This is a genomic window from Mycolicibacterium sp. Y3, assembly GCF_051188035.1.
In the GTDB taxonomy this organism is placed as follows: domain Bacteria; phylum Actinomycetota; class Actinomycetes; order Mycobacteriales; family Mycobacteriaceae; genus Mycobacterium; species Mycobacterium fluoranthenivorans.
The window spans coordinates 1423486-1449225 of the sequence record NZ_JAVQLT010000001.1 but is presented as its reverse complement, the minus strand read 5'-3'; the positions used below and the strand labels follow the sequence as shown (position 1 = coordinate 1449225).

The window sequence follows — 25740 nt, the reverse complement described above, 5'->3', positions numbered from 1 at the left end:
GGCGTGAACAGTCAAACACAGAGTGTTTGCCGGGCGGATCGGATTCACTCGAATAGCGCATGCCGATCGGGTAAACACAACGCAATGGGCGGGTCCCCCGAACGGCTGACATGCTCTGTATACATATGAATTACGTCGCGTCTGAGCTGGCGCATCCGCCGCTATCTGCGGACGTGGGGACGGCGCAATAGGGCTTTGCTCGGGGATGGCATCAACTGAGCTCAAACAGCCGAAAAGTGAGGATCGGCGGCGTACGCTCGCTCGCGTATCCGAGGGGCGGCGGGCGGCTTTCGCGGCGTGGCGTGGTCGGTGTTGTCTACAAAGGGGTTGGCTCATGGCATCAACAGATCTTCCATTCGCGCCGGTGCGAGGCCAGATGTACACATCTGGAGAACTCATGGCCGGGTTCGATCCCGATAATCCCGATAGCATCGCCGACACGTTGGACTTCAAGATCTACCGCTACTACATCACTGAGGGCGCCAACTTCCCGACCGACGCGGTGGCCGGCATGATGGAAGCGTTGGCGGACAACTCAATTGCGCAGGCGATGTTCAGCTATGTCGGCAAGGAGCTGAAGGTCGCAGCGATCATGGGCGGCCATGATCTGCTTCGCGACGACCCCGTCTACGAGGAAGTTGTGTCGATCGCGAAACGCCTCGCCGAGGCCGGTTTCATTGTGGCCACCGGTGGTGGCCCCGGCGCCATGGAAGCTGGCCATCTCGGGGCGATGTTCAGCGGCCGATCAGACGATGAGTTGGACAATGCGCTGAACAAGCTCAAGTTGGTCCCCAAGTTGCCGCAGACGTACGGCGTGGTTGACCCCAAGGGCAACGTCAATGAAGCCATGCTCAGAGAGATTCACGCGTGGGCGCTGCCCGCTTGGGAGATCCAGCGAGACATCACCAACCCGGGGCCGAGCCTGGCAGTACCGACCTGGTACTACGGCCATGAACCATTGACACCGCTGGCCACCCACGTCGCGAAGTTCTTCCAGAACAGCATCCGCGAAGACAGCCTGCTCATGCTTGCGGCACAGGGCATCATCTACACCAGTGGCCGCGCCGGAACGATCCAAGAAGTGTTTCAGGACGCGGCCCAGAACTACTACGCCGACAAGCCAAACAAAGTGTGTCCCATGGTGTTCTTCGCCAGCGACGACTTCTGGACTGACCAGATTCCTGTCGCGCAGGTTCTCAAGCCACTCTTCCAGTTCAGCAAATGGAGAGACCTCTACGACGACACCGTGACGTTCGTGCACACACCCGAGGAAGCAGCCGACTTCATCATCAAGAAGGCCGTCCCGGTAGCCAAGCGCGTCGAACGCGGGAAATCACTAGGCATGACTGCCATGATGCAGCGAGCCGTGTAGGCCAGAGGCGTACCCATCGTCATCCAAGCTGCCGAGTCTCTGTTGGGCACCAATGTCGTTGAGCGCGTGCACATGACGTTCTCTCGGACATCGTCAACTCGACATCGCACACTCGCGAGGCGTCGCCTTCGGATGCGGGATATCTCCGACCCGACCCGGCCCGGTTGCCGCGCACGCCGCTTTGGTAGATCAATCGAAGTTTGTCCGGCCCCAGTTGCTCAGGAAGGTGAGAAGGTTGCCACCGGCATCCACCGTGTAGTCCGATGTAGTGCCGCTTCTTACGCCGATGATCGTTGGTTCCGGAGGGCTGTAACTGAATTCAGGAAACAGGCGAACCGTGCTCAGCCAGCCCAACAGTGGTCCACCCGAGTCACCGTGAAAACTGTCGCCGTAGGAATACAGCTCCTCCGACTGAAAGTTCCCGACCTCATCGTCAACCACAGAGATCTCCCTCTGCACGTACGGGGCGTCGCCGCCCTTATCCTTCGGATAGCCAACATGCGTCCACCACGGTTGGTCTTCCCAGCTGTCGTCATATGCCCGCACTGGCAGGAATCCCAAGTGGTCCCCGAGCGGGGCATCGAGCTGCATCACCATCATGTCGCTGCTTGAGGTAACGTTTTTGGCCCCCCAGTAGCCGGCAGCTTGGGTGACGTGCGCGGTCGGAGCCACCGGAACGAAGTCAAAATTCGTCTTGCCCGCTTCAAACGTGGCCGACCAGGCGGGCGGTTGGGGTTGAAAAAGCCCGCGACCCGGCATGATGTGCTGGGCGGTGAGGATTGTGCGTCTTCCGACCAGTGCGGCAGTTCCCGAGTTGACCCAGCCATGGCCAGAGGAGTCGTTGTAGCTGATGCGTAGCTTTCCGATGCAGTGCCAGGGATATTGATAGGGGCCCAACACGTGTCGGTCATCGCGGCCCCAAATCTTGGCGTCTGGTTGCACAAGGGTGCCGTTGACTGTGCGCAGATACGGCGCCTCCCGCGGGGACATTGATCGCGGGTGATACACCAGGTCGACCCACGGCGGACGGTATCCGGGAAGGGCGTCGGTAGCGATCGGCTCACCGCTGGCACCGTCGGCGATATCGATGATGTTGGGTGCCGCTGCGAGTTTGGTGCTGAAGCCGTCGGGTAGCACGAGTTCGTCGGATCGTTGAAGTGCTGTACACAATTCCGCGGGAGTCGCTCGACGGTCCCCTATGAAGATGTCGAGCGGACGACGCGATAGTGCGTACTTAACACCGTCGGGAACGGGCTCCGCGGCCCGAAGATCCTCGAGTGGTAGTTCCGATGGGCGGAGCGGCTGAACGTACTCTTCCGGTGACGCAGTTGACATTTCTCCATCTCCCCTGGTCGTCCGACGCGACAGAACAACGTTATTGACGGATGCGTCGGCAGCGGTACGTAGTTGGGTACCTCAATTAGCCGGGCGGCTCGGTGGATCAGGAACCTCGCGCTTGGCTTCGGTGAGCAGATGGGTCTGCTGCACGATCAGGTGACAGTTGCGGTCACGCAGCCTGACTGGCCGGTGTGGTCATACTCGCTTCGTATTCGATCGGGGTCAAGCGCCCGAGGCCGGCCTGGCGTCGGCGTCGGTGGTAGGTCCGTTCGATCCAGGTGACGATGGCGATCCTCAACTCCTCGCGGGTGGCCCAGCGGCGGCGATCGAGCACGTTCTTCTGTAGGAGGCTGAAGAAGCTCTCCATGGCCGCATTGTCGCCGGCGGCACCGACGCGGCCCATCGAGCCGACCATGTCGTAACGACCCAAGGCGTGAACGAACTTTCGGCTTCGAAATTGACTGCCGCGGTCGCTGTGCAGAATGCAACCGGCCACTCCACCTCGTCGTGCAACCGCACTACTGAGCGCGGTCGTGGCCAACCGGGATTTCATCCGGGAGTCGATCGAGTATCCGACAATGCGGTTGGAGAACACGTCCTTGATTGCGCACAGGTAGAGCTTGCCTTCGCCGGTCCGGTGTTCGGTGATATCGCTGAGCCACAACTGATTTGGTGCATCTGCTGTGAAGTCGCGCTCGACGAGATCGTCGTGCACCGGCGGCCCGACTTTGCCGTTCTTGCCGCGCTTCTTGCCGAACACGCTCCACAACCGATTCTGCGAGCAGATGCGCCAAGCGGTCCGCTCGGCCATCGGCTCACCAGCATCGCGGGCCTCTTCGACCAGGTAGCGATACCCGAACTCCGGATCGTCGCGGTGGGCGTCGAACAGGGCGTTGGCGCGGTAGGCCTCGACGAGTTCGGCGTCAGTGATCGGCTGGTCCAGCCAGCGGTAATAGGGCTGGCGGGCGAGCTTAAGTACCCGGCACGTCACCGCGACGGGAATCCCGTCGGCGGCGAGCTCCTTCACGAGCGGGTAGACCCTTTTCCCGGCAGATTGGCCTGCGACAAATACGCGGTCGCCCGGCGCAGGACCTCGTTTTCCTGCTCCAACAACTTGATCCGCCGCCGCGCATCCCGCAGCTCCGCAGACTCGCCGGTGCTCTTCCCGGGCTTGGTGCCCTCATCGATATCGGCTTGGCGAATCCACTTGTGCAGCGTCATCGGGTGCACACCGAAATCAGTAGCGATCTGCTCGATCGTCACACCGTCATCGCGGTTACGAGCGACCCGCACAACATCGTCACGGAACTCTCGGGGGTAGGGCCTGGGCACAAGGACATCCTTCCAGCTCACCCGTCCCGGGCAAGCCAACTCAGATGTCACCTATTCGTGCAGCAGACCCGTTCCTGGTCCGGCGCATTGCTGTGGCCCGAACGTCATCTCGCTGCTTCGTAGGTTCAGCGTTCTGAAAGGTGGTGGCCTCGAACAGACCGTCATCGTCAGCGATCACTCGCTGATCATGCCGGCCGCTGTTGGAGTCGAAGTGTCCGGCTATTCGGCTATTCGTGCGGGAGCCGGAGGACTTCATCCACGAGTGCTGAGTAGGGGCGGATCCGGCCTTGAGCCACCATGCGTTCTAAGAGCAGCTTCGGTGGCCACTTCGTCTTGTTCTTTTTGACTGCAAGTACATTCGCGGCTTGCAAAAGCTCATCAAGTGCCAAGTGGTAGACACAATCGAGTGACCCGGAACCGTAGGCAAGTAGCTTCAGCATGGATGGTCGCGGTTCCATGGTAAGTACCGCGTAGTGGGGCATGTGTCCCCGACGAAGATTGACCAACTTCCCGCCTTGCGCAATGCAGTCTTGTGCTCGGTCGGTGCGAAGGGACCATTTCGAACTAACCCCAACGAGCAGACGTTGTGCAGTCGCCGGGGCTGTTATGGCGATATCAAGTTTCAGGAGCGCCTCTTCCGGCATCGTCCGGATCAAGCCCTGAACACGCTGGTCGTCATCCTGCGCAAGTTTGGCGGCACGCCGCAGCTTTTGGATGACTTGTCGTGACTCCGCGCTCTTTGGCAGCTCGCTAGCAACGTCAATAGCCTGCTGTAGTGCCGTGTGGTCGCCCTTGTACGTCGCAGAGAACTTCGTGGTGACGCCCAGATGCTGATACTGGTCGAAGCTCACGGCTGGCCGGTTACCTGCAATTATGAGGTCGGGGCGAACCTGCGCCAGGTGGCTGATGACGGCGGCCTCGACGGCGTTCCCGACACTCGCGCGCTCTAGCTGTCCAGGAGGTACTGCAAGTTCGTCAAACAAAGCGTGACCCCACTCGACGGACTCACGTTGAGAACCATCTGACGTCGACGGGTGGCCCGAGTTGGCACGGTATCCACAAAGGTCGGCAGCGAAGGGAGCAGTCATCGTGTCATTCGCCTAGTGCAGCGTTGCATGCTCCAAATCTAGGGCAAGCTATGGAATCCGCTTCCCCGCACGCGCTCGTTTACCTATCTGGAGGACCGTATGCCGCTTCAGGGAGGATCGAGCGGTTAGAGGTACGGCTCGACGTGGGTGGCAAGCGCCTTCGCAAGTCCGACCGGTACCGCATTTCCAATCTGCTTCGCGATCTGGATTTTTGTCCCGCACCAGAGATACTTCTCCGGGAAATCTTGAAGCAGTGCAGCTTCGTAATGCGTGATTGGTCGGTTGACTCGATGGAGCCCCTCCTCATCCCACTGCGGATGGAGGTAGGCACCCTTCTCTGGCTTGAAGAACTCAGTTCGGATTGTGTGGGACGGCATCGTCCAACGCATGCGGCCCATAACATCGGTCGTGCCCGTAGGCTTTTCCCGCCAGCAGCGGGGTAGCAGATGATCGGGAACATCGAAGCGCCCCCCGCCAGGAGGCACATGGTCATATCGCTGGCGTGATAGTGGAGTAGGCGTTCTGCCGAGGTGAATATCGAGGCCCTTGAATATGCCGGGAATCCGCTCGCCGAAGAATTCAACGATTGAGCTCGGAAGCTGCGTCGAGGTTGTTTCGTCGGGTACCTTGCCGATTCGGCGTTTGGTGGTTACCCAGGGCTTCGTCTTGCCGGGTACTGGCTGGCGCGCGTGCGTCGCTTCAGGGAGCTCGATAGGACCCACGCGTGAACCGATGACGATCGTGCGGATTCGTCGTTGGCCGACGCCGAAGTTGGCCGCGTTCAAGTGGCCGGCACGCAGCGTGTATCCCTTCAAACTGCCGTGATCAGCTTCCGCCAGCAAGAGTTCAAACTCAGCGCTCTTCATGAAGCGGTCGACGTTCTCGATGATGAACACCTTGGGGCTCGCCGTCTTGACGACGCGCAGATACTCGCGCCATAGCTGGTTGCGCGGGTCGTTGACGTCCTTCGAGCCCAGATTGGAGAAGCCTTGGCATGGCGGGCCGCCGATCACGACGTCGGCCTTCGGAATCTCGCGGGCTTTCACGGTGGCGATATCGCGCCACAAAGTGTGATCCTCGCCGAAGTTGGCGGCGTACGTTGCGGCGGCGTGGAGGTCCCACTCGACCGCCAGGGTCGGAGTGAACTTCTTTGCGACAAAACCGCTGGTCATCCCGCCGCAACCGGCGAAAAGGTCGATCATAGTGGGCACGTCCGAATCCTACGGGTGTTCACCGACAGGACGCGGCATCGGCGCGCGGATTCATAGCACATTCGTGCGAACGGCGGCCGTCGACGGCACGCCGTACCCTTTCGAGGGCGTCATCCACGGGCTCGTGCTCCCAGATTCGCACCACCAACCAGCCTGCGCCCACTAGCAGGCGGTTCTGTTTTGCGTCGCGTGCTGCGTTCCCTTCGAGTTTTGTCTTCCAGAACTCTGCATTGGTCGCCGGCATGGTGCTGTGGTCAGGGCACATGTGCCAGAAGCAGCCGTCAACGAACACCGCCACGCGGGTTCGTGTAAACACAATGTCTGGTCGTATGAGGGTGGTTGAAACTCTGACCGGGAAGTCCTTGCGAAAGCGAAGTCCTCCGAGGTGGAGCGCTGACCTAAGCGCCACTTCGGGCTTCGTGTTCACGCGTTTGACTGCCGCCATGTTGCGGGAGCGAGCGGCAGATGGTCGCGCAACGGAAGGCTTCGTCTCGCCCATTACCCAACTCTACGTAGGGGCACCGACGTCCCAAACATTGTCAGTTAGCCACGATAAGCGCAACGCACAGCACATCAAGGAGTTCACCAAACTGCGGGCAGTCCCTCTCCACGACAATGGGTGATAGACGGGCGAATCGCTAGCGACGCCTTGTCATCCGTTCGTTTGAAATTTCCGTCGCCTGCGGGATTCACGACCGCGGCGATTCGCCCCTCATTTAGATTCCCATGGACCACTACAGGCCAGTGGCGTCTGCCCCCGAGCACCGGACGGTGCGCAGCAATGCGCAATAGGGAGTGAATGCGGTTCGGCTATGACAACCAGCACAACTTCCGGAACCTCTCAGACTGTGCCTCGATGCGTCGGTCGCCCCCGGCATGCCCTCCGCCGATCGCAGGGGCTGTGCACACACATGTGTCGAGTCACGCCCAACCCACCGTCAGCCACACCAGTTGACGTGGGAGAAACCGCGCGGCTCGCACTCACCCAAGAAGCAGTCGACGCCCGGGCCGCATCCAAAGCCACCAGCGACAAGATCTTCCAACGAGCTGATGCAGCAGGCAAAGGTCTGATCTCACTCGCCACGCTCTTGGTTGGCTACGTCGGTGTCAGCCACGCGACCGACCTGTTTCCCATCCCATCGGGCTGGCTCTGGTTGGCAGTCGTTGCCGTGGCCCTACTGACGCTTATGTTCATATTGGCAATCTCAATGGGATGGCGCTTCTCACACGCTGTGGCTCCGGTGGTCATGGGCCTCGACCCTGACAAGAATCAGACCTTGTCCCACGCAGAGCGCGCAATCGTCAAAGAGGTGTACAGGCGGCACGTCGAGGACACTGACTTTCAGACGTTGACTGAGTACGACGCCCATCGACGAACGATTGCTAAGACCTACGAACGGTATCGACTGGGCGACCGCCAGCCGAACCTCCCGTTCAGCCGTTCTAGCCAGATCCTGGCAGAGGTGAAATGTGCTCAGCAGCGCGCCGTCGTTCATGTCCTACGTCTCCGCGTCGGCAGAGCCACTTCCGGAAAACTGACCATTGCCATCGTCGTTGCATTTGCGATCTGCGCCTTCGGCTTTGGGGTCGCGGCCAACAAACTCGCCAACGAGCGCACTAGCACCTCAAATCAATTCGCCATCATCAAGCAATGCGGCGAAGCTGCCGCAACGATCGAGGCTCACGCCGCGATCACCCTTGCATTGCCAAAGGAGTGCATGCCGTGAGGCTAGGTAGGTCCGGTCCGCCATCAGCACGATGCAATCCGGTCCATCAGTTGCAAGCCGCCATCATGACCCGTCACGTACCGCCGAGAAAGTCTCACTACTAAGACCATTCGGCTACACCACTAGCAGTCCAAACCTGCTGGTATTTCCCCTCTAGGAGGTCCGTAGCGCGTCGCACTGGCCTATCCCGAGGTCTACGACATGACGCGTTTCAAGAAGGGCAGAAAGGAATGTAACGTTCGTATTCACCTTCAATATTGCCAAAGATGCACCTGTGACCATTCTGCGACCTGATAGCCGTCAACGAAGAGTGGCAATACGGCGGTGAGTGGTTCCCTCTCTCCGACCTTCCTCCACTTAAGAAGGGGACTAGCGACCTGTCTCGGGCCGCTGGATTCCACAGGCATCGCACGATCCGTGATATTGCATGACGCAGGGGGCGCAGGCTTCCAGACGACGAATAGCCCAGCAACTGGGGGCCATGCTCTACATTGACCAGTACTGGATAGCGATCAGGGCCGACAGACCTTCAGCCAACCTAGCGGGTGCCAGCAGTGCTTCAATCCACGCATTACTAGTCCCCCTCCCACAGAGGAGCGTTCGCTCGAATGACGATCCCCATCCAGAGAATCGAACGGACGCTCAGGACTCGTTTCGACCGGCCGCCCCCTGGCATGAATCGCAAAGACATCCAGACAGCGGACCAGCATCACGGACTCGAACGCCGCGTCAAGCGTATCCAAGAAGCAGTTGCGATCGCCATGATCAGCGACCTTCCTCGCTGGAACCTTCGCCTCACCGAGACATTGACGCCTCACCAACGCCATCTTGCTCATCGCGTGAAACACGAGGTTCGTATCCCGAGCGCATTGGACCTTGCACACTCCGTCTTACCTGGACGCGACCTCCCTACGGCAGACCACAAATGTCGACTCTACGTGCCCATAGCGTTCCTACCGAAGGGAACCCTTCTTTCGGGGTTCACCATCAGTAGTTCCCATGAGCCTGTCAACATCTTGAACTTTACGGACGGCGACGCCTTCACGCGACGACTACTGGCTCGGCTTATTCCGGCCAACTTTGACGCTACGAAGCCATATTTCGCCGATGCCTCCGCGACACTTGCCCGCACTATCCAGACGCGGTATATCCAGTTCGCTGAGATCGAAGCGCGCCTCGGAGAAGTGGTCACGATTGAATACTCAAACACTTTTCCCCACCTTGAGGCATCTACCGACAAGGTCGCGACGTGGCGGCTTTCGATGGGTTGGCGACAAAATCGGTACACATTCGAGAGCGAATTGTTACATTTTGCAGCCAGCTATCATTTTCATTTCGAGGTGCCAGACGGCTTCATCCTGAAACGGATTTCAGTGAAGCCAAAGAATCATCGCGCCATCCCAAATTACACGTTCAGTGGCTCCGGAACCCCAGACGGGCACATATATGTACCGCTTGACCGAAGCCGTCCCCAGGCAAAGTCGTCCGAGAACTACTTCCTCTTTATTGACTGCTTCGAGTCTCCCCCAGGGAGCCAGGGCTACACCGCCATCATGGGACTCGTTATGGCCGGGATACTATACGTGCTGATGCTGGCGTTATCGCACGGCTGGTTTATTGACTCGTCAACGCAAAAAGTACAAGCTACCGGAGCAATCGCACTTATTGCCGGCGCACCCGCAGTTCTCGCATCACTCCTACCGTTGCGCAACGACCCGACTGCCGCAATCCGGCCACCACTGACCGCGCGAGTGGCGCTATGGGCAAGTTCTGCAATGTCTGCTTACGTAGCACTGCTGCTCGCCACGCAAGGCTTCGGTATCGACCTTGCGACCATGAAGAACACCGCCATCATTCGATGCTTCTTCGGCGGTCTGACGTGCATATTTTCAATCCTCGCCGGGCTACTTCTCTTACACGGCGTACGGCGAAAAAGACCTACCCTCAGCAATGAGGAGAAATTCTGGCGCTACTTCTTCGGAATAATTCCGATTCCCATCGTTGCGTATTTCGTCGTCACCCAACCTGGGCACGTCAGCTCCACCGACTACTTCTTCAGCGTTGTAATCCCCTTGTATCTCGTCATATTGATTCGATGCATAGTTGGATGGGTGAAATCAGTGCTTGTCGCATCGGGGATCCGCCGTAGTTTTGAACCGAAAAGCGTGGTATCATAGCACTGTCCGTGAATGAACGCATTTCAAGACAACCTGAACGGCGAAGAGTACAAATGTCGAACGCCATCTACAGCCTCTCACACCAGGTCTTGAAAACGCTGCTCGATAAGGTAGACAAGTTCACAGAAAGCCCGCCCCCGGACGAGCACGACATCCATATTTTCGTCCCAGGCGCCATGCCGTCGCTCGACGTCCCCATCCCTGACGACGTTGAGATACGCCGAGCGTTCTCCGAGAGACTCGGGCAACCCGTCAATGACGAGCTTGTCGACGCTTTCCTGGCGAAGGTGTGGAGCGCAGAGCCAGCTACCGAAGCGACCGACGTTCGCGCAACAGAAGGCGCTTCATCACCGTAAATCGGTGATGAAGTGTCACTCCGTAAAGGAAGCGTGACGTCCCACTTGGTCGCAAGGCCGTCTCGCGCTTGATACCACCGCACGCCCACTGTTGCCACAGCGCGTGATTTGCTCGCGCAGCTCCGTGGCGGCGTCGGCGTCCATCCCGCCGTAGGTGCGCCGCCAGCTGTACGGCGTCCCAGGCGAGACACCCAGTTCGGCGGCAATCTCCTCACCGCCCTCTGCCCTCGGCAGCCAGCGCGTCCGCACGGCGCGGCTTGCGCACGATGTCCTCCGCAGAACGCCGTTTGCGACCAGTGATGTGTTTCATCGTCCCTTCCGACCCGACCTCGGGCCACAGGACTCTAAAGCCGGCTGAACTCAATCACGGGGAACACGCCACAGGCAATCGGTAATTTTTGATTGGCCACATTACTAAGCCGTCACCATTAGGTCGACAAACATCGGAAATCGCTTCACGGACTGTCGCGATCAATTAATCTTCAACGTCCTTGATAGTCCGTGTCACGGAGTTCACCTGATCGTACATGTATGCCGGATATGACGTCTCGATCAGGAACCCACGCCACATGCCGTCAGCTGAGGGGAGGGGTCTAAGCCAAAACGAAGGCGATGTCCAAATGGCCGCTCCGTTGGCCTGAAGGAGGTCGAACGCCTTAATCAGCAATTGGTGATGCTGCTCACTGGCCCTGACATTGGCCGTAAATCGCATTACTCCATTATCGCGGAATAGGACCAGCGCGGCGTCACTCACCGTGACGTCTCCAACATGCACACCCGGAAAGATGAACGTCTTCGACACAACGATCCGTTCCGAAGGGGAGATATCCCCAAATAACTCATCGGGCAACTTCGTGTAATCAGATTTGTCCAATGGGGCCACACTTGTGATCAGCTCTGTCGGCTGTTCAACGAATTTAAGCACGACCTTATCCACAACAGTCATGGAAACTTCTTCAGTAGTCATGGGCATCCTCCGTAGAATTGGTGTCGGTTCCGAGATCACTCAGCACCACTGCATCACGGTTTCAGTCTTTGGACATGAGTAGAGGTCTACTCGAATGGTCCGGTTTCAACCAGCGGGTAGAGGTTCTCGTCGTTGCGGGCGGGCAAGGCCACCTCCGGCAAAGGCGCGAGCCCGGAGGATGGTCCAGGCGGTGGCGTCACCGCCTGGACTGCCGGCGTCACCGACCAAACTGGCGAGAAAGCTCCGGTCGGATACAGCCTCTCGCCAAGCGGGCACCGCATTACCGTGCGGGCGTTGGCGCGGCCGGAACCCGACGTTCGGATGCTGGCCAAGATCTTCTGGCAGATGGCAGTCGATGATATGAAGCGCGCGGACGAAGACGACCGAGCGGCCTAAGTCTTCATCCGCCGACCCTGCGGACGACGCTGCCCTCCCGCCGCCCTCACTGCCCTGTTGATCGTGGTGGCCCGGACGCCGAGCACGTCTGCGGACTTTCCTCAAGTGAGTTGCCTTGCTCGTACAGTGCCCGTGCACGGCGATTGAAGGCAGGCGTTCGGATCTTCTGTTCGCGCAAGACCACGCCTGCCGCTTTCAGCTGGCGGGCGACGGTTTGGCGATTGCATTCAAACTTTTTGCCGAGCTCAACCATCGATGTGCCGGCCCTGAAAGCGCTTCGCGAAGGAGCACCAAGATTCGAACACATGTTCGGACTAGTCATTACAGAGGTCGGCACAGCAATGTGCCGGCTTTTTGTATGTCATCGATACATGTCAGCGCTACGGGCTCAATAGCCCGAAAGCACCCTGACCTCTGTTGTAGCTGTTTGAATCTCATTAGGGTCGTTGCGTATCGGTACAACCTTTCGTAGCTTTCTACACAACAACCTGGCCCCTGTTGGTACGTACCGCTGGGTCGGTGCGCAACGCTAGGGGCGCGTGAACGTCACTTTTTCTTCTTTAGATTGAGCATGTATGTTCCACAGCCACATCTCAGCATCTCTTCCTCCGGGTAGCCCACTACATATATCCACCCGCCACAAGCCGTGTTCTCGCAAGTGAACAGGTCCAAGAACGACTGAACGCTCTGCAGCGTGGGTCGAAAGTCGGCCACCGAGACATTAGCCCAATCATTGTTGTGCACAACTGGATTGATCATCCAATTTTCCGCGGCTTGCTCAGGAATCGTAACCGCCCACCGCTCCTTTAGTTTCGCGACTTTCTCTCTAGCCGAATCATCATTCCAGGACTCCGCAGATTCTGAAGCTTTCTTGAGGAGCTTATTATATCGGCCCTTGACTGCACCAAGAAAGTCTGACAATGCATAGTTGTTATCGCCACGATAAGCCACTTGACCGCCGATCTGGCCAGCGATGTCAGCGCACGCTGCTTCAAGCCATCGTCGCAACTTATGGCCTGCACCCGGCACATCGTTGCGCTGAAGATCAGCCTCGATCTTCTCCCACACGTCGCCTTGGTCGATCAGTGGACCATCGTGGACGTTCCATCCATAGAATCGTGCTTGACCTTTTGAAGTGATGAGACCAGCGGTTTGCATCTGGCGCGCCCAGACTGGATCGTGGGTCGTTATGATGAATTGGACGTCGGGAAATTCTTCGCGAAGGAGTGCACAGAACTGCCGGCGGTGATTGACATCGACTGACATGACAACATCGTCCAATACAGCGAAGCTAAATTCGCCTCCAAGCAGGCGTTTCACAAGTGCGAGATAGAGGCACACCCCCATTCCGTCTTGATGGCCCTCGCTGTGGTATGCCGTCGGAGGGAACATTCCGATCCCGTAGAAGTCCACCGAAAGCTCGAGGCTCGCGGTTTGAGGTACTAACGCTGCTTTGAACCCTGACTCGTCATCAGCATTGATTTTTCGATAGTAGGTGCTGAAATCTGACTCAACTGCCTCGTAAAGTGCCGTTAGCGCACTGTCGGCGCGTTCGCAGAAGCCGTCGTAAATCTTCTTCCCGGCGATATGTGCCGCGTCCGCTTTGGTTTCGCTCGCGCGCGAAACTCGCACTCGTCCCCAACGGTCTTTTGCCACCGTGAGAAATGAGCGAGCAGCGTTTATCTCGGATAGATCCGGCTTGTTCGCCAATTTTTCAGCGAGATCTGTGATCGCATCACTCAAATTGTCAGGTGTGCCATATGGCCTGATCTCCAGCGCCTCCACGAGCGTGATGATGTCATCGAATTCTCTAAGTTGCCCAGTATGAGCACGCAGCTGCTGTAGCCATGAATCCAACCTGTGGTGGAGTTCATCACCACCTTCGACCTGTGCAACTGGAATCACGCGTTGCACGAGGTCTGCAAGCTCATTAAGGTCTGCACGGTAATCTTGTGCTGCCGAAGTGATTCGGCTCTTTACAACTTGCGCAGCCGTTGATTGTTCTAATTTGACCTCAAGGTGACCACGAAGTGCTTCGACACTTGGCCACTCCTTGTCGCATAGAGGGCATGCGTTCGTTCCGAGACTTTGCAGACCTTGCTGTACTAACGAACGATGACGGAGAGTGTCCAGCAGATTCGGGTTGGATTGTAGTTCCAGTAGCACGTCCCGAAGCGTAGTTCTTTTCGTGTCGAGGTTGACGAATCCGTTGATCACAGAACCGAGTTCATCTACTTCACGTTGCGCCGTCTTAAGATTGTAAGGCACCGATGCACTCTGATCACCCAAGCCATCTGCGAAATCGGTATCGATTGAGATGTCCGAAATCTCGGTCAGTCCAAGCTTTAACCGACGAGCGTTAGTCTCTCGCCCGATCTCGCTCACAAGTAGACTCGATATATCCAGATGACCCATGAAGGACTTCTCCGCCGTCTCGCGCTCCTCTTTGCGGGCTTTAAGGTCCGACGAGAGTTTGCCCTGCGTAGTCTTCAGGATCTTTCTGAATTCTCCAAGCCTATCGAGCTTCAGAAGTGACTGAACCTGCTGCGCACGCTCAGCAGGCTTGGCAACGATATACTTAATGATTTCGCGTCGCGATAGAGTCAGTTCGGGATGAAGCGCTGCTTGATTAATTGCTGCGCGCGTGGCTTCGGTGTCTGGGTTCAACACAAAAGAGTCGGGCTTATTGACGGATCGAGATACAGTCGCGACCTGACCAGAACTAGTATCCTTGAATTCGAGAGTTACTTTTGCTGACGCTGGATCGTCACGCCGATGAACGTGGGGGCCATGCTTAGCTACGGAAACACCTTTTGTACCCTCACCCGACAACCGTGCGATGCTCCCAGTCAGTACAAAATCAATGGCATCGACCACACCACTTTTCCCAGAGCCGTTTGGCCCGTGAATCACAAACGAATTTCCATTGAAGGGCAGTGTGATTTGACGGATACCACGGAACTCTTCGATCTGGATGCTTAAGATCTTTATCACGCTACAGAATCTCCGGTGTGGTCTTTGATTAGTGATGCAATGGAGTCAGCGGACGGCATCTTCTCCGCACCAAAACCATCGACCAGAGTCTCGACTATTTGTTCAGCGATGCCTTCGCCAATCAGTCCAGCTTTGTACTCTTCAATTATTTGTTCTTCAAGCGGCGTCATTGTTAACCCGTATCCTCCTGGTCTATTGAACGTCATTATGACAGGGTTGCGTTGCATTGAGAAGTTTTTTTCGTCCGGCATGATGAAGTCATGCCAAGACTCAATACATCCACCTACCTACACCACCATCACCAACTTAAAGAGCTGTGGCTCATCGAGCAGAACGCATTTTCGTACATGAGTCCCTCGGACCAACTGGCACTGCACAAGTACTTCCAGTTCGCGTCGGACAAGACCGAGGCCCAACTCGTCGAGCATCGACACAACGTCCATGCGCTCGACCCGGCACTCCCCCAGTGCGCCGGCCGGGCATACGCCAAACTCTTGCGCGATGAGCGGCGTCGGTCGTATACACCGAAGGGCGGATGCGTGTCAGTCCGAGCGATCACGCGTACGGAGCCGGATATCAAAATGCTCGCCAAGGTCTTCGTAGCGATGGCCTTGGATGAACTTCGGAACGCAGGGCATGATCGCGCTGCTTAGGTCAACCGCATAGGGTGTTGACCGCGCGAACTACTCAGTGCATATTTGGAGATGAATGAATAGCGAAGAAGCACAACATGATCAAGAACGCAGCTTCGCCGCGCAGGCGATCCAAGTTGCACGCCAATCACCAACGAGTGCGCGAGTCGGGGCAGTCATCGCACAGGGCGATCGTGTCCTGGCGACTGGCTACAAAGACGAGATCAAGGGCTTACACGCCGAGCAGGTCGCGCTTAGGAAAGCAGCTGATGATGGCTTGGACATCAGAGGTGCAACGATCTACGTGACGCTCGAACCGTGCGCGAATTCGAGGACTTCACGTGTACCTTGCGCGCAACTCATCTCGGAAGCAGGCCTCGCCGCGGTACACATCGGCCAGTACGATCCCAACCCGCAAGTGAACCGACTGGGCTGGAAGTACCTGCGCGACCACGTCATCGAGCTGAAGGACTTCCCTGCTGACCTTCGCGAAGAAGCACGCCAGGCAAATCAGGACTTCTCTCGCGTATTCACCGAAGGCACCGGCATGAGCGGGGGAGCCAAGTTCGACTTCACGACGAACGGTGGACGTTTCATCATCAGCGCAGACAACGACGACAGCTCTCCGTCATGGCAGACAAGGTGGTCCAACTGCGGCGCGTCCGCCATATACCTGAATGCTGGAGTCCCTGGCGTCGTCGCTCTCGCCCGATACGCCAATCAGTTCAATGAGATCGATGATCCTGGCGCCCTCGACTTCGGAAACACGTCAGCCAGAATCGAGATCGGGTCCATCGGAGTCATGCAGAATTCGGACGGCTACGTCCTCTGCAAAGTGAAGGCTATTGAGCCAACAGCCGACTACGGCGGCACCGGGAACGTGTCAGTGACGATCCAATGGGAAGTACGGCTCGCTTCGGCTCAGCCAGCCTGACTGCCACATTCAGCACCCATCTCGAAAGTGCCACCTATCCGCTACCGGCGGACGCAGCGTGACGCCGGATCGTTTCAGCGCCTTGCCGATCGTGCTGGCCTCGAGCCCGAACAGCTTTCCGACATCTTCGAGCGTGTAATCACTGGCGTATAGCAACGTCGCCTGAGCAACCAGGTCAGGCGTCATGCGCTTCTGCGGACGGATCTCGATACCCGCGTTTTTGAGCGCCCGCATGATGGTATGGCGATGGCATTCAAACTTTTGGGCCAGTTTTGCCATGCTTTCACCTGCCTCGTACAACGTCGCGAGCTCTTTCAAATCGTCGGCAGACAGCTGGCGGTATGGGCGCAGTTTTTCCCTGTTGAGCTGCGACAATCCGGGTTCCGTGGTCAGGCCAGGCTGGCCTTGGCGGACCAGTTTTGCGAACGCAGAATCGTTGCTTGAAAGAGATTCACGTAGGCGCACCAAGACTAGAACATATGTTCGAGCACAGCTCGATCGCCAGAGGTCAGCTGGCCTTTTGCGTGTCCTTCGGTACTTGTCGGGGGGCGGACCTACACTGCCGAAACATGCTCTGACCTCTGGGGAGGGGGTTTGAATCTCGTTAGGGTGGTTCGTCATCGGTACTCAAATACGTAGCTTTCAGCACAACAGGTTGACCCCTGTTTCGATGTACCGATAGTTGAGATTACGTATAATAGAAATATGATTACTGCAGGCGATAATCCGATAACAAAAGAAGAGCAGGACGTTTTAAATCGCCACCCTACTGCGGTCGCATTGGCCAGAGAAATTAAACGTGTAGACAGTTCTGAAGGCTATGTCTTTGGGATAGTTGGACCTTGGGGCTCGGGGAAAACGTCACTTCTCAATCTTATGAAGCTAGAGCTCGACAAGGACGCCGACTACACCGTCGTTAACTTCAACCCGTGGATGTTCACTGGCACAGAGCAACTCGTCAACGCGTTCTTCCATGAGTTGTCGTCGCAGCTTAACGAATCGAACTCCTCCAAATTTGGTGCAATCTCCACAACGGTAGACACCTATGCCAACCTTTTCAGCCCCATCACGCTTATACCGGGAGTTGGAGCATGGTACGAACGGCTCCTCAAGATCACAAAAGCTGCTCGCCAATACGCCGACAACAACCGGCCAAGCGTTGAGGCAAAGCGGCACGAGCTGCGGAAGCTCCTGTCCGAACTCGACACGCCGATCGTCGTAACGATCGACGATATCGATCGTCTAAGCAGCGACGAGATCAAGAGCCTCTTCAAACTTGTGAGACTTACCGGGAACTTCCCGAAGCTTGTATATGTGCTTGCATTCGACAGGTCGCGAGTTGAAAATGCACTCCAGGACGGCGGTGTCGACGGCCGGGCCTACCTCGAGAAAATAGTCCAACACGGCATCCGTGTCCCTGAGGTTCCAAAGATTGATCTCGTCAATGCATTAGGTGCCGCGCTGTCCGACAACACTAGCGAGATCGATTCTTTTACCCACTTTAATCAAGACTATTGGACAGATGTGCTAGCCGAAGTTGTAGCGCCACTTCTCCGAAACATGCGAGATGTCCGCCGATACGCGTCGGCGTTTGGAGCGACTGCCCGCGACCTCCACCACGACATTGAAGCGACAGATCTGCTAGCGCTAGAGGCTGTACGCGTATTTCTACCCGACAAGTTCGACTCGATTGCCAACGCACACGACGCACTCACCACCCTCGGCGACCGCCAACAAGATGAGCTGAAACAGAAGGTATTGCAGATCGTCGGCGATGACGAGCCAGACAGTGCAGTCCTCAAGTCGCTGATTGGTCGAGTATTCCCTGCCGCTGCCCGATATTGGGGTGGAACGTCCTACGATCGCAGCTGGGCTAGCCAGTGGCTTCGAGACCGACGGGTTGCACATCCCGACGTCCTTCAGCTGTACCTCGAGCGGGTGACGCCGGCTGACTTTGAAAACTTCATCGAAGCAGAGCAAGCCTACGCCTTACTCACCGATCAAGATGCGCTCGACAGATATCTTCGATCACTCGACCCTGGTAATCTCGATCGGGTCATTTCGGCGTTACTACACTTCGAAAACGACTTTGAGAAATCGGCTGTAGTTCCCAGCGTGACGGTTCTCTTGAACTTAATCGGAGACTTGCCGATTCGACCGCGGTCATCGTTTTTCGACCTCGATCCCGACACTCATGTCAGATCGACCGTGTTCCACCTACTAAAACTGCTCGATGAGCCGAGTGACGCCATGAGCGCCGTCAGCGAGATTCTCCCGAATCTCATATCTTTATCTTCCAAGTTCCTACTCATTAGTATGGTTGGCCATCGGGAGGGTACGGGACACGGACTTGTCAACGAGAACGATGCATCAACTCTTGAACAAGACATCACAGGGCAAATCGAGCAGGCAACACCCGAACGACTATCGACAGAGTGGGATCTTCTTCGATTACTGAGTACCCCAAGCTATTGGGGGGTACGCCAAGGTCCCGCAGTAACGGACTTTTCGTCATCGCCGCTGCACAGAGCAATCTTGCTCAAGAGCCGTTCTAACGTGCGTAGTCAAATGGTCGGCAATAGAGCCGTGCACATCACTCCGACTCTCTACTGGGACACTCTTGAGAGAATGGGTCTGCTGCACGATCAGGTGACAGTTGCGGTCACGCAGCCTGACTGGCCGGTGTGGTCATACTCGCTTCGTATTCGATCGGGGTCAAGCGCCCGAGGCCGGCCTGGCGTCGGCGTCGGTGGTAGGTCCGTTCGATCCAGGTGACGATGGCGATCCTCAACTCCTCGCGGGTGGCCCAGCGGCGGCGATCGAGCACGTTCTTCTGTAGGAGGCTGAAGAAGCTCTCCATGGCCGCATTGTCGCCGGCGGCACCGACGCGGCCCATCGAGCCGACCATGTCGTAACGACCCAAGGCGTGAACGAACTTTCGGCTTCGAAATTGACTGCCGCGGTCGCTGTGCAGAATGCAACCGGCCACTCCACCTCGTCGTGCAACCGCACTACTGAGCGCGGTCGTGGCCAACCGGGATTTCATCCGGGAGTCGATCGAGTATCCGACAATGCGGTTGGAGAACACGTCCTTGATTGCGCACAGGTAGAGCTTGCCTTCGCCGGTCCGGTGTTCGGTGATATCGCTGAGCCACAACTGATTTGGTGCATCTGCTGTGAAGTCGCGCTCGACGAGATCGTCGTGCACCGGCGGCCCGACTTTGCCGTTCTTGCCGCGCTTCTTGCCGAACACGCTCCACAACCGATTCTGCGAGCAGATGCGCCAAGCGGTCCGCTCGGCCATCGGCTCACCAGCATCGCGGGCCTCTTCGACCAGGTAGCGATACCCGAACTCCGGATCGTCGCGGTGGGCGTCGAACAGGGCGTTGGCGCGGTAGGCCTCGACGAGTTCGGCGTCAGTGATCGGCTGGTCCAGCCAGCGGTAATAGGGCTGGCGGGCGAGCTTAAGTACCCGGCACGTCACCGCGACGGGAATCCCGTCGGCGGCGAGCTCCTTCACGAGCGGGTAGACCCTTTTCCCGGCAGATTGGCCTGCGACAAATACGCGGTCGCCCGGCGCAGGACCTCGTTTTCCTGCTCCAACAACTTGATCCGCCGCCGCGCATCCCGCAGCTCCGCAGACTCGCCGGTGCTCTTCCCGGGCTTGGTGCCCTCATCGATATCGGCTTGGCGAATCCACTTGTGCAGCGTCATCGGGTGCACACCGAAATCAGTAGCGATCTGCTCGATCGTCACACCGTCATCGCGGTTACGAGCGACCCGCACAACATCGTCACGGAACTCTCGGGGGTAGGGCCTGGGCACAAGGACATCCTTCCAGCTCACCCGTCCCGGGCAAGCCAACTCAGATGTCACCTATTCGTGCAGCAGACCCAATCTATGGCAATGATGCTGCGATCAGGCGTGCTGTTGATGTCGCTGAGCAGTCCGTCAGTGGAGATGACGACGAGCTCGTTCCCGTGCTCACGTTGGCGAGAAAATACATTGACGGCTGGCGACCAGAAACCTTCAGATGAACGGATACTGCTCATGACTAGCAACCTCGACGCACTGAAGAAACGTGTCGAACGCCTGAGGGCGCTGCACCTGAAAGCCCTCGGCTCGTACCACGCGCTCGAAGAGATGCTCAAATTCACCGCGCCGAACGTGGTCGGCCAAGCCGAGGCGCATCTAAACGCTCAGGCAGCTGGACGGTACGCAGGCTTCTACAACACCGCCCTTCAGGCGCTGATCACCGAGTCCCACATCTCGCTGGCGAAGATCTTCGACGACCACAAAGACGCACTTCACATTACAAAACTGTTCAAGTACGCAGTCGGCAACAAGCGAGCCTTGATCGCCAAGCACGAAGCCAAGCTAGTGGATCCCGAAGCGGCGGAGGAACTGGGCGAAGTCTACGAGGGCCTGTCATCGAAGGATCAAAAGGAGATCGAAAGCGACCTCGAGCAGGCAAGCGACAAGATCAAGCGACTCAAGGCGGTTCGTGATCGCAAGGTCGCCCACGAAGACCTCCGGGGTTTAGACACCCTTGACAGCGTCAGCTTCGCGGACCTTAGCGATCTGATCGCACTCAGCGAAGAGATCCTCAACACAATCTCGCGAAAGTTTTACGGGAATGCTGCGATGTTTTCGCCTTATGGCGACCAGGTAGTGGAAGAAACTAAGGCCTTTCTGCAACTACTTCGTGATGACTACGACAGGTTCGTGTCGGATATCCCGCCCCTTCCGTGAGTCGTGCATCTGTCACGCTGGATTCATGCCAAGACTTAATACATCCACCTACCTACATCACCATCATCAACTTAAAGAGCAATGGCTCATCGACCAGAATGCGTTCTCGTACCTGAGCCCGACAGACCAACTGACCCTGCACAAGTACTTCCGGTTCGCATCGAGCAAGACCGAAGCCGAGTTGATCGAGCACCGACGCAGCGTGCATGCGCTTGATCCGTCGCTCCCCCAGCGCGCAGGTCGGGCATACGGCAAGTTGATGCGAGGCGAGCGAGCACCGGTCGAGTACAGCGTCATGCCGGACGGTCGTCGGATCTCGGTTCGAGTGGTCATGCGCCCCGAGCCAGATCTGCACGTTTTGGCCAGGGCCTTGATGGCCATGGCACTGCGCGAAGTAGACCATCGGCGACGGCGCGAGCAAGTGCTCAGTCGCGCGGCGATCCGTGCCACCTATCCGCGACGGGCGGACGCAGCGCGACGCTAGCTCGCTTCAGGGCCTTACCGATCGTGCTCGCCTCCAGCCCGAGGAGTTTTCCGATGTTCTCAAGCGTGTGATCGTTGGCATACAGTGAGGCCGCTTGAGCCAGGAGTTCGGGTGTCATCTTGCGCTGCGAACGGATCTCCACGCCTGCCTTGGCGAGCTGGCGAGCGACGGTATGGCGATGAGTTTCAAACTTTTTGGACAGGTCGAGCATCGATGCACCGGCCTCATAGAGCGCAACCATCTCGGCTTGTTGGGCTGGATTCAGCTTGCGATGCATGCGGTATGAATCGCGGTTTACCGTGTTGACCTGCGATAACTCTGGACGCTCGTCACTGTTTCTAGTATCATTAGCTAAGCGAAGTAACTTTGCGAACGGGGTGTTTTCACTTGAAAGCGCTTCGCGGAGGAGCACCAAGCTTCGAACATACGTTCGATGGCGAGATTATTTATAGAGGTCAGCGCAGCAATGTGCTGACTTTTTGTGTCCTATCGGTACATACCCTCGGACACAGTCGCTCGACCACTCAGGTCTCTGACCTCTATTGATGGGTTTGAATCTCGTTAGGGTCCTTGGGTATCGGTACTCAAATACGTAGCTTTCAGCACAACATGCTGACCCCAGTGTTGATGTACCGATGACCATTGCGCAATTCATATCGCTTATGCTTTTTTACGTTTCGTCAACTTTGTTGCTTTATGAGCAATCGTGTTAAAATTGATGTGGAGTAGGGTGTGGAAAGTCTTGGGGGGAATCGAAAGAAATTAACTAGTGCAAAAAAAGGGGGGTACATGAGTATTTCTATGAACAACAAACTTGGGGTAACGATCTTCACAGAGCTTCAGATATGAACTTCCACGGACTTTTCATCGGTATAGATCGCTACGCGGATACAAAGATCCAGTGGCTGAGCGGAGCAGTACGCGACGCCAAGGCGCTCCACGCCTTGTTCGCAGACACCATCAGCGATGAGTCACATGTTTTACTGACAGACAAACAAGCAACTGCTTCCGCCATCCGTAGTGCATTGCAAAAATTATCGAACGATGCGAAACCAGATGACGTTGTCGTTATCTATTACGCTGGCCACGGTTCTGACACTCACGAAATCATCTGCTACGACACTCTGCTCTCGGATATCAGTAGTACATCACTACCGTTGGAGGAGCTCGGAGAAGTTATATCGGGAATCAAAGGACGTACAGTTTTCTGCGCGCTGGATTGCTGCTTTTCAGGAGGGCTTGGTAGCCGTGTCCTCGCGACAGGCATCAAGGAGCGAGGCTTAGCTGCCACTCTCCCCTCAGCGATTCTCCAACGGTTCACTGGCAAGGGCCGCCTGGTCTTGACTGCATCAGCCGATGACGAACCGGCCCTGGAATCGTCCACTCACGGCCATGGACTGTTTACGTTTCGCCTGCTAGAGGCACTGCAGGGCGCCGAAGACGTAGCCGTGAACGATCAACTCGACCTCCAAAAACTGGTCCACTACGTCAGTCAGCGCGTCATTGCGGACGCTGCTCAAATGGGCAGACAACAAACACCAACGTTGCGTGGCCAGCTTGACGGAGTGCCGCTGTGGCCTCTGTTCAAACCTGGCAGTCGATACTCCGCTCTCTTTCCTGACCGAGTCCGACAGCCGGCCACCGCGGATCCATCAAGCTTGTCGGCGTATGGCATCTCGGACGAGGTTCTTCATGTTTGGGCGGCGAACATCAAGGAGCTCAATGAGCTTCAGCTTCGCGCCATCAACGAATTCGGGGTCCTCGACTACGAGAACGTTGTCGTCACAGCGCCGACCTCGTCGGGCAAGACGATGATTGGCGAGTTGGCGGCGGTCAAGGCAGCGACAACACGCGGTCGGACCGTCTTCCTGTTGCCGATGAAGGCGCTTGTCAACGACAAGTACGAACACTTTGTCAGCACCTACGCAGCCGCAGGGATCAAGACGATCCGAGCGACTGGCGACTACAGTGACCAAGTTTCAGAGCTCATGCGTGGACAGTTCGACTTCGCGATCCTGACCTATGAGAAGTTCACGGCTCTGGCGCTCGCCAACCCTCATATCCTGGCTCTGGTGTCGGTTGTAGTCGTCGATGAAGCGCAGACACTGACTGACAAGACAAGAGGTTCCAACCTCGAGTTCCTGCTGACGATGATCAACAATCGTCGTGGTCAAGACGGATCGCCTCAGTTGATCACTCTGTCCGCTGTCGTCGGCGACCTCGGAGGACTGGATCGTTGGATCAGTGGCAAGAACCTGCATACAGATCAGCGCCCAGTACCCCTTCGCGAAGGCGTCATGGATCGTTCCGGCACACTTCGCTACCTCGATGAATCCGGTAACGAGCAGTCTGAACCACGCTTCATCACGCCGCTGTTTCACGATGGCAGTCGCAGCGTCGTCATACCACTGGTTCAGCGCCTCATCCAGGAGCACAAGAAGGTCATCGTCTTCCGACAGTCGAAGAGTGAGGCGATCGCATGCGCGACGTATCTCTCAACCGCACTGAATTTGCCTGCGGTCAGCCAAGTACTGGAGAGCCTTGCGATTGGCGAGCCATCCGCGAGCTCTAATGCGCTGCAACGAACACTGTCGGCGGGAATCGCGTTCCATACAGCGGATCTGGATAGAACCGAGCGGCAAGTGCTCGAAGCAGCATTCCGTGACCCAGATTCAGGTCTCGACGTCATCGTTGCGACCCCCACCTTGGCCATGGGCGTCAACACACCTGCTTCTGCGGTCATCATCGTTGGTCTGACCCATCCGGGCGCTCCACCCACCCCCTACACAGTTGCCGAATACAAGAACATGGTCGGCCGAGCCGGTCGCCTCGGTTTCGCAGAAGCCGGTGAGTCATACCTCGTCCCCGAGGGAGCACTCGATCCCGGTCGGAGCTGGTCCCACTACGTCAACGGCGAACTGGAACCGCTGAAATCTCAGCTGGTGCCTGACGGAGATCCGCGGACACTCATGCTCCGCGTACTGGCCCAGTACCAGACCAATGCAACAGGGACGGTCAGCGAGCAAGACGTCATTGGATTCCTCGATTCCAGCCTCGCGGCCTTCCAAGCTAGGGAAGGCGGAAATGCCCAGTGGGACACTGACAGACTCCGGCGCAGCTTCGATCAACTCGTGCAAGCGCAACTGATTGAACGCACTACCGATGGTTATCAACTAACAACCCTTGGCAGGTTCGCGGGCCAATCTGGCGTTCACGTCGACTCGATCATCAAACTCGCGGAAATGATGCGTCACGTGGACACCTCCACGTTGAAAAGCACCGGCCTGATTGCCGCGACCCAAGTAACAAACGAGTTAGACGACTACTACATCGCAGCCAATCTGAAGGGTAAGAATACAGAACACGTTCGTTGGTGGAGCACACTGCAACAGCAAGATGTACCTGCTCCGATAACCCAAGGGATGCAACGAACTGCAGACCAAACCAGAGCGCTAAGACGTGCTAAGCGAGCAGCATCTACCATCATGTGGATAAATGGTGTCCAAATGGCTCAGTTAGAGGCGACGCTGAACCAACATATTTGGAATCGTCCTGAAATGGCGGGAGTTGTTCGATCGGTCGCAGATCGAACACGCGACCTACTGCCCGCGGTTGCCGCTGTTCTTTATGAACTGCACCCTGCATCAAGGGACCAAGTTGCAGTACTGATCGAGAGAACATCTCTTCGTCTTGAGTTCGGCGTTCCGCCTCAACTAATTGACCTCGCAGCGGCTGGAGGTGGTCTAACGAGGACGCAGCTGCTGGCACTGAATCAAGCCGGCATCTCCACCCCAGCACTTGTGATCGATGCTCCCGAGGACACGCTGACAAATGTGATTGGTTCCCGAGAAGATGCCGACTTGCTAGTGGAGGCTTGTCGAGAATTCGTCAATCAAGAAGCCGCGACTAATATCGATCTGCCCAAACCATTGGAATAGGTGTTTACCCCTCGCTTTTCGTACTTGACACTTATTCTTTGG

The 25740-nt window shown here is 57.1% G+C and carries 21 protein-coding genes; 10 read left to right on the top strand and 11 right to left on the bottom strand.

Translation table 11 applies throughout. The annotated features are described in order from the left end of the window. Positions 1–397: 397 nt before the first annotated feature. Positions 398–1372, top strand: coding sequence for an LOG family protein (locus QN239_RS07125; RefSeq protein ID WP_499009011.1), 975 nt, complete (start codon positions 398–400; stop codon positions 1370–1372). Between the two features lie 189 nt (positions 1373–1561). Here the strand turns inward: QN239_RS07125 and QN239_RS07120 are convergent, their stop codons facing one another. From QN239_RS07120 to QN239_RS07100, 5 genes are all read right to left on the bottom strand, one after another. Further along, on the bottom strand, positions 1562–2707 hold the full coding sequence (locus QN239_RS07120) for a trypsin-like serine peptidase (protein ID WP_499009008.1): 1146 nt from the start codon (positions 2705–2707) through the stop codon (positions 1562–1564). A 172-nt stretch (positions 2708–2879) separates the two neighbouring features. Next, a protein-coding gene (locus tag QN239_RS07115; protein WP_499008985.1) for an IS3 family transposase occupies positions 2880–4042 on the bottom strand; the annotation gives its coding sequence in 2 pieces (ribosomal slippage) (positions 2880–3755 and positions 3758–4042; 1161 coding nt in all). Between the two features lie 227 nt (positions 4043–4269). After that, positions 4270–4893: an NgoMIV family type II restriction endonuclease gene (locus QN239_RS07110; protein ID WP_499009006.1), complete on the bottom strand. Its 624-nt coding sequence runs from the start codon at positions 4891–4893 to the stop codon at positions 4270–4272. Between the two features lie 362 nt (positions 4894–5255). Further along, on the bottom strand, positions 5256–6332 hold the full coding sequence (locus QN239_RS07105; protein WP_499016631.1) for a DNA cytosine methyltransferase: 1077 nt from the start codon (positions 6330–6332) through the stop codon (positions 5256–5258). A 28-nt stretch (positions 6333–6360) separates the two neighbouring features. Further along, positions 6361–6840 (bottom strand): very short patch repair endonuclease, encoded by a 480-nt coding sequence (locus QN239_RS07100; RefSeq protein WP_499009004.1) that lies wholly within the window; start codon positions 6838–6840, stop codon positions 6361–6363. Between the two features lie 457 nt (positions 6841–7297). On the opposite strand from QN239_RS07100, the gene QN239_RS07095 reads away from it, so the two are divergent. From QN239_RS07095 to QN239_RS07085, 3 genes are all read left to right on the top strand, one after another. Further along, positions 7298–8068, top strand: a complete 771-nt coding sequence (locus QN239_RS07095) for a hypothetical protein (RefSeq protein ID WP_499009002.1) — start codon at positions 7298–7300, stop codon at positions 8066–8068. A 608-nt stretch (positions 8069–8676) separates the two neighbouring features. Beyond that, positions 8677–10245, top strand: coding sequence for a hypothetical protein (locus QN239_RS07090; RefSeq protein ID WP_499009000.1), 1569 nt, complete (start codon positions 8677–8679; stop codon positions 10243–10245). A 53-nt stretch (positions 10246–10298) separates the two neighbouring features. Further along, positions 10299–10601 carry a hypothetical protein gene (locus tag QN239_RS07085; RefSeq protein WP_499008999.1) on the top strand — a complete coding sequence of 101 codons (303 nt, stop codon included), beginning with the start codon at positions 10299–10301 and terminating at the stop codon, positions 10599–10601. A 475-nt stretch (positions 10602–11076) separates the two neighbouring features. Here QN239_RS07085 and QN239_RS07080 read toward each other — a convergent pair whose 3' ends face one another. Then, positions 11077–11568 (bottom strand): hypothetical protein, encoded by a 492-nt coding sequence (locus tag QN239_RS07080; RefSeq protein ID WP_499008996.1) that lies wholly within the window; start codon positions 11566–11568, stop codon positions 11077–11079. A 132-nt stretch (positions 11569–11700) separates the two neighbouring features. Between QN239_RS07080 and QN239_RS07075 the strand changes: the two genes are divergently transcribed. Beyond that, positions 11701–11964: a hypothetical protein gene (locus QN239_RS07075; RefSeq protein ID WP_499008994.1), complete on the top strand. Its 264-nt coding sequence runs from the start codon at positions 11701–11703 to the stop codon at positions 11962–11964. A gap of 546 nt (positions 11965–12510) precedes the next feature. On the opposite strand, the gene QN239_RS07070 is transcribed toward QN239_RS07075, so the two are convergent. Both QN239_RS07070 and QN239_RS07065 read right to left on the bottom strand, forming a co-directional pair. Continuing rightward, positions 12511–14958 (bottom strand): AAA family ATPase, encoded by a 2448-nt coding sequence (locus QN239_RS07070; protein WP_499008992.1) that lies wholly within the window; start codon positions 14956–14958, stop codon positions 12511–12513. Continuing rightward, complete coding sequence (locus tag QN239_RS07065) at positions 14955–15209, bottom strand: hypothetical protein (protein ID WP_499008991.1); 255 nt, start codon at positions 15207–15209, stop codon at positions 14955–14957. Before QN239_RS07065 ends, QN239_RS07070 begins: the two co-directional genes overlap by 4 nt. Positions 15210–15218: 9 nt before the next feature. On the opposite strand from QN239_RS07065, the gene QN239_RS07060 reads away from it, so the two are divergent. Both QN239_RS07060 and QN239_RS07055 read left to right on the top strand, forming a co-directional pair. Next, a complete protein-coding gene (locus QN239_RS07060) occupies positions 15219–15611 on the top strand; it encodes a hypothetical protein (protein ID WP_499008989.1) in 393 nt (130 codons plus the stop codon). Between the two features lie 55 nt (positions 15612–15666). Then, positions 15667–16524: a deaminase gene (locus tag QN239_RS07055; protein ID WP_499008987.1), complete on the top strand. Its 858-nt coding sequence runs from the start codon at positions 15667–15669 to the stop codon at positions 16522–16524. A gap of 9 nt (positions 16525–16533) precedes the next feature. On the opposite strand, the gene QN239_RS07050 is transcribed toward QN239_RS07055, so the two are convergent. Then, entirely contained in the window at positions 16534–16989 is a 456-nt protein-coding gene (locus QN239_RS07050; protein ID WP_499016629.1) for a helix-turn-helix domain-containing protein, read from the bottom strand. A 240-nt stretch (positions 16990–17229) separates the two neighbouring features. Here QN239_RS07050 and QN239_RS07045 point away from each other — a divergent pair, with 240 nt between their 5' ends. Further along, entirely contained in the window at positions 17230–19299 is a 2070-nt protein-coding gene (locus tag QN239_RS07045; protein ID WP_499008986.1) for a KAP family P-loop NTPase fold protein, read from the top strand. Here QN239_RS07045 and QN239_RS07040 read toward each other — a convergent pair. Beyond that, a protein-coding gene (locus tag QN239_RS07040; protein ID WP_499008985.1) for an IS3 family transposase occupies positions 19187–20349 on the bottom strand; the annotation gives its coding sequence in 2 pieces (ribosomal slippage) (positions 19187–20062 and positions 20065–20349; 1161 coding nt in all). The genes QN239_RS07045 and QN239_RS07040 overlap by 113 nt on opposite strands. A gap of 75 nt (positions 20350–20424) precedes the next feature. Here QN239_RS07040 and QN239_RS07035 point away from each other — a divergent pair. Then, positions 20425–21276, top strand: coding sequence for an AbiU2 domain-containing protein (locus tag QN239_RS07035; protein WP_499008983.1), 852 nt, complete (start codon positions 20425–20427; stop codon positions 21274–21276). A gap of 425 nt (positions 21277–21701) precedes the next feature. On the opposite strand, the gene QN239_RS07030 is transcribed toward QN239_RS07035, so the two are convergent. After that, on the bottom strand, positions 21702–22037 hold the full coding sequence (locus QN239_RS07030) for a hypothetical protein (RefSeq protein ID WP_499008981.1): 336 nt from the start codon (positions 22035–22037) through the stop codon (positions 21702–21704). Positions 22038–22605: 568 nt separating this feature from the next. On the opposite strand from QN239_RS07030, the gene QN239_RS07025 reads away from it, so the two are divergent. Beyond that, positions 22606–25698 (top strand): DEAD/DEAH box helicase, encoded by a 3093-nt coding sequence (locus QN239_RS07025; protein ID WP_499008979.1) that lies wholly within the window; start codon positions 22606–22608, stop codon positions 25696–25698. Positions 25699–25740 lie beyond the last annotated feature (42 nt).

Bases quoted from the DNA above. Each gene is read 5' to 3' on its own strand.
- QN239_RS07125 (WP_499009011.1), top strand. From the start codon at position 398: ATGGCCGGGTTCGATCCCGATAATCCCGATAGCATCGCCGACACGTTG.
- QN239_RS07120 (WP_499009008.1), bottom strand. From the start codon at position 2,707: ATGTCAACTGCGTCACCGGAAGAGTACGTTCAGCCGCTCCGCCCATCG.
- QN239_RS07105 (WP_499016631.1), bottom strand. From the start codon at position 6,332: ATGATCGACCTTTTCGCCGGTTGCGGCGGGATGACCAGCGGTTTTGTC.
- QN239_RS07100 (WP_499009004.1), bottom strand. From the start codon at position 6,840: ATGGGCGAGACGAAGCCTTCCGTTGCGCGACCATCTGCCGCTCGCTCC.
- QN239_RS07090 (WP_499009000.1), top strand. From the start codon at position 8,677: ATGACGATCCCCATCCAGAGAATCGAACGGACGCTCAGGACTCGTTTC.
- QN239_RS07085 (WP_499008999.1), top strand. From the start codon at position 10,299: ATGTCGAACGCCATCTACAGCCTCTCACACCAGGTCTTGAAAACGCTG.
- QN239_RS07080 (WP_499008996.1), bottom strand. From the start codon at position 11,568: ATGACTACTGAAGAAGTTTCCATGACTGTTGTGGATAAGGTCGTGCTT.
- QN239_RS07065 (WP_499008991.1), bottom strand. From the start codon at position 15,209: ATGCCGGACGAAAAAAACTTCTCAATGCAACGCAACCCTGTCATAATG.
- QN239_RS07060 (WP_499008989.1), top strand. From the start codon at position 15,219: ATGCCAAGACTCAATACATCCACCTACCTACACCACCATCACCAACTT.
- QN239_RS07055 (WP_499008987.1), top strand. From the start codon at position 15,667: ATGAATAGCGAAGAAGCACAACATGATCAAGAACGCAGCTTCGCCGCG.
- QN239_RS07045 (WP_499008986.1), top strand. From the start codon at position 17,230: ATGATTACTGCAGGCGATAATCCGATAACAAAAGAAGAGCAGGACGTT.
- QN239_RS07035 (WP_499008983.1), top strand. From the start codon at position 20,425: ATGGCAATGATGCTGCGATCAGGCGTGCTGTTGATGTCGCTGAGCAGT.
- QN239_RS07030 (WP_499008981.1), bottom strand. From the start codon at position 22,037: ATGCATCGCAAGCTGAATCCAGCCCAACAAGCCGAGATGGTTGCGCTC.
- QN239_RS07025 (WP_499008979.1), top strand. From the start codon at position 22,606: ATGAACTTCCACGGACTTTTCATCGGTATAGATCGCTACGCGGATACA.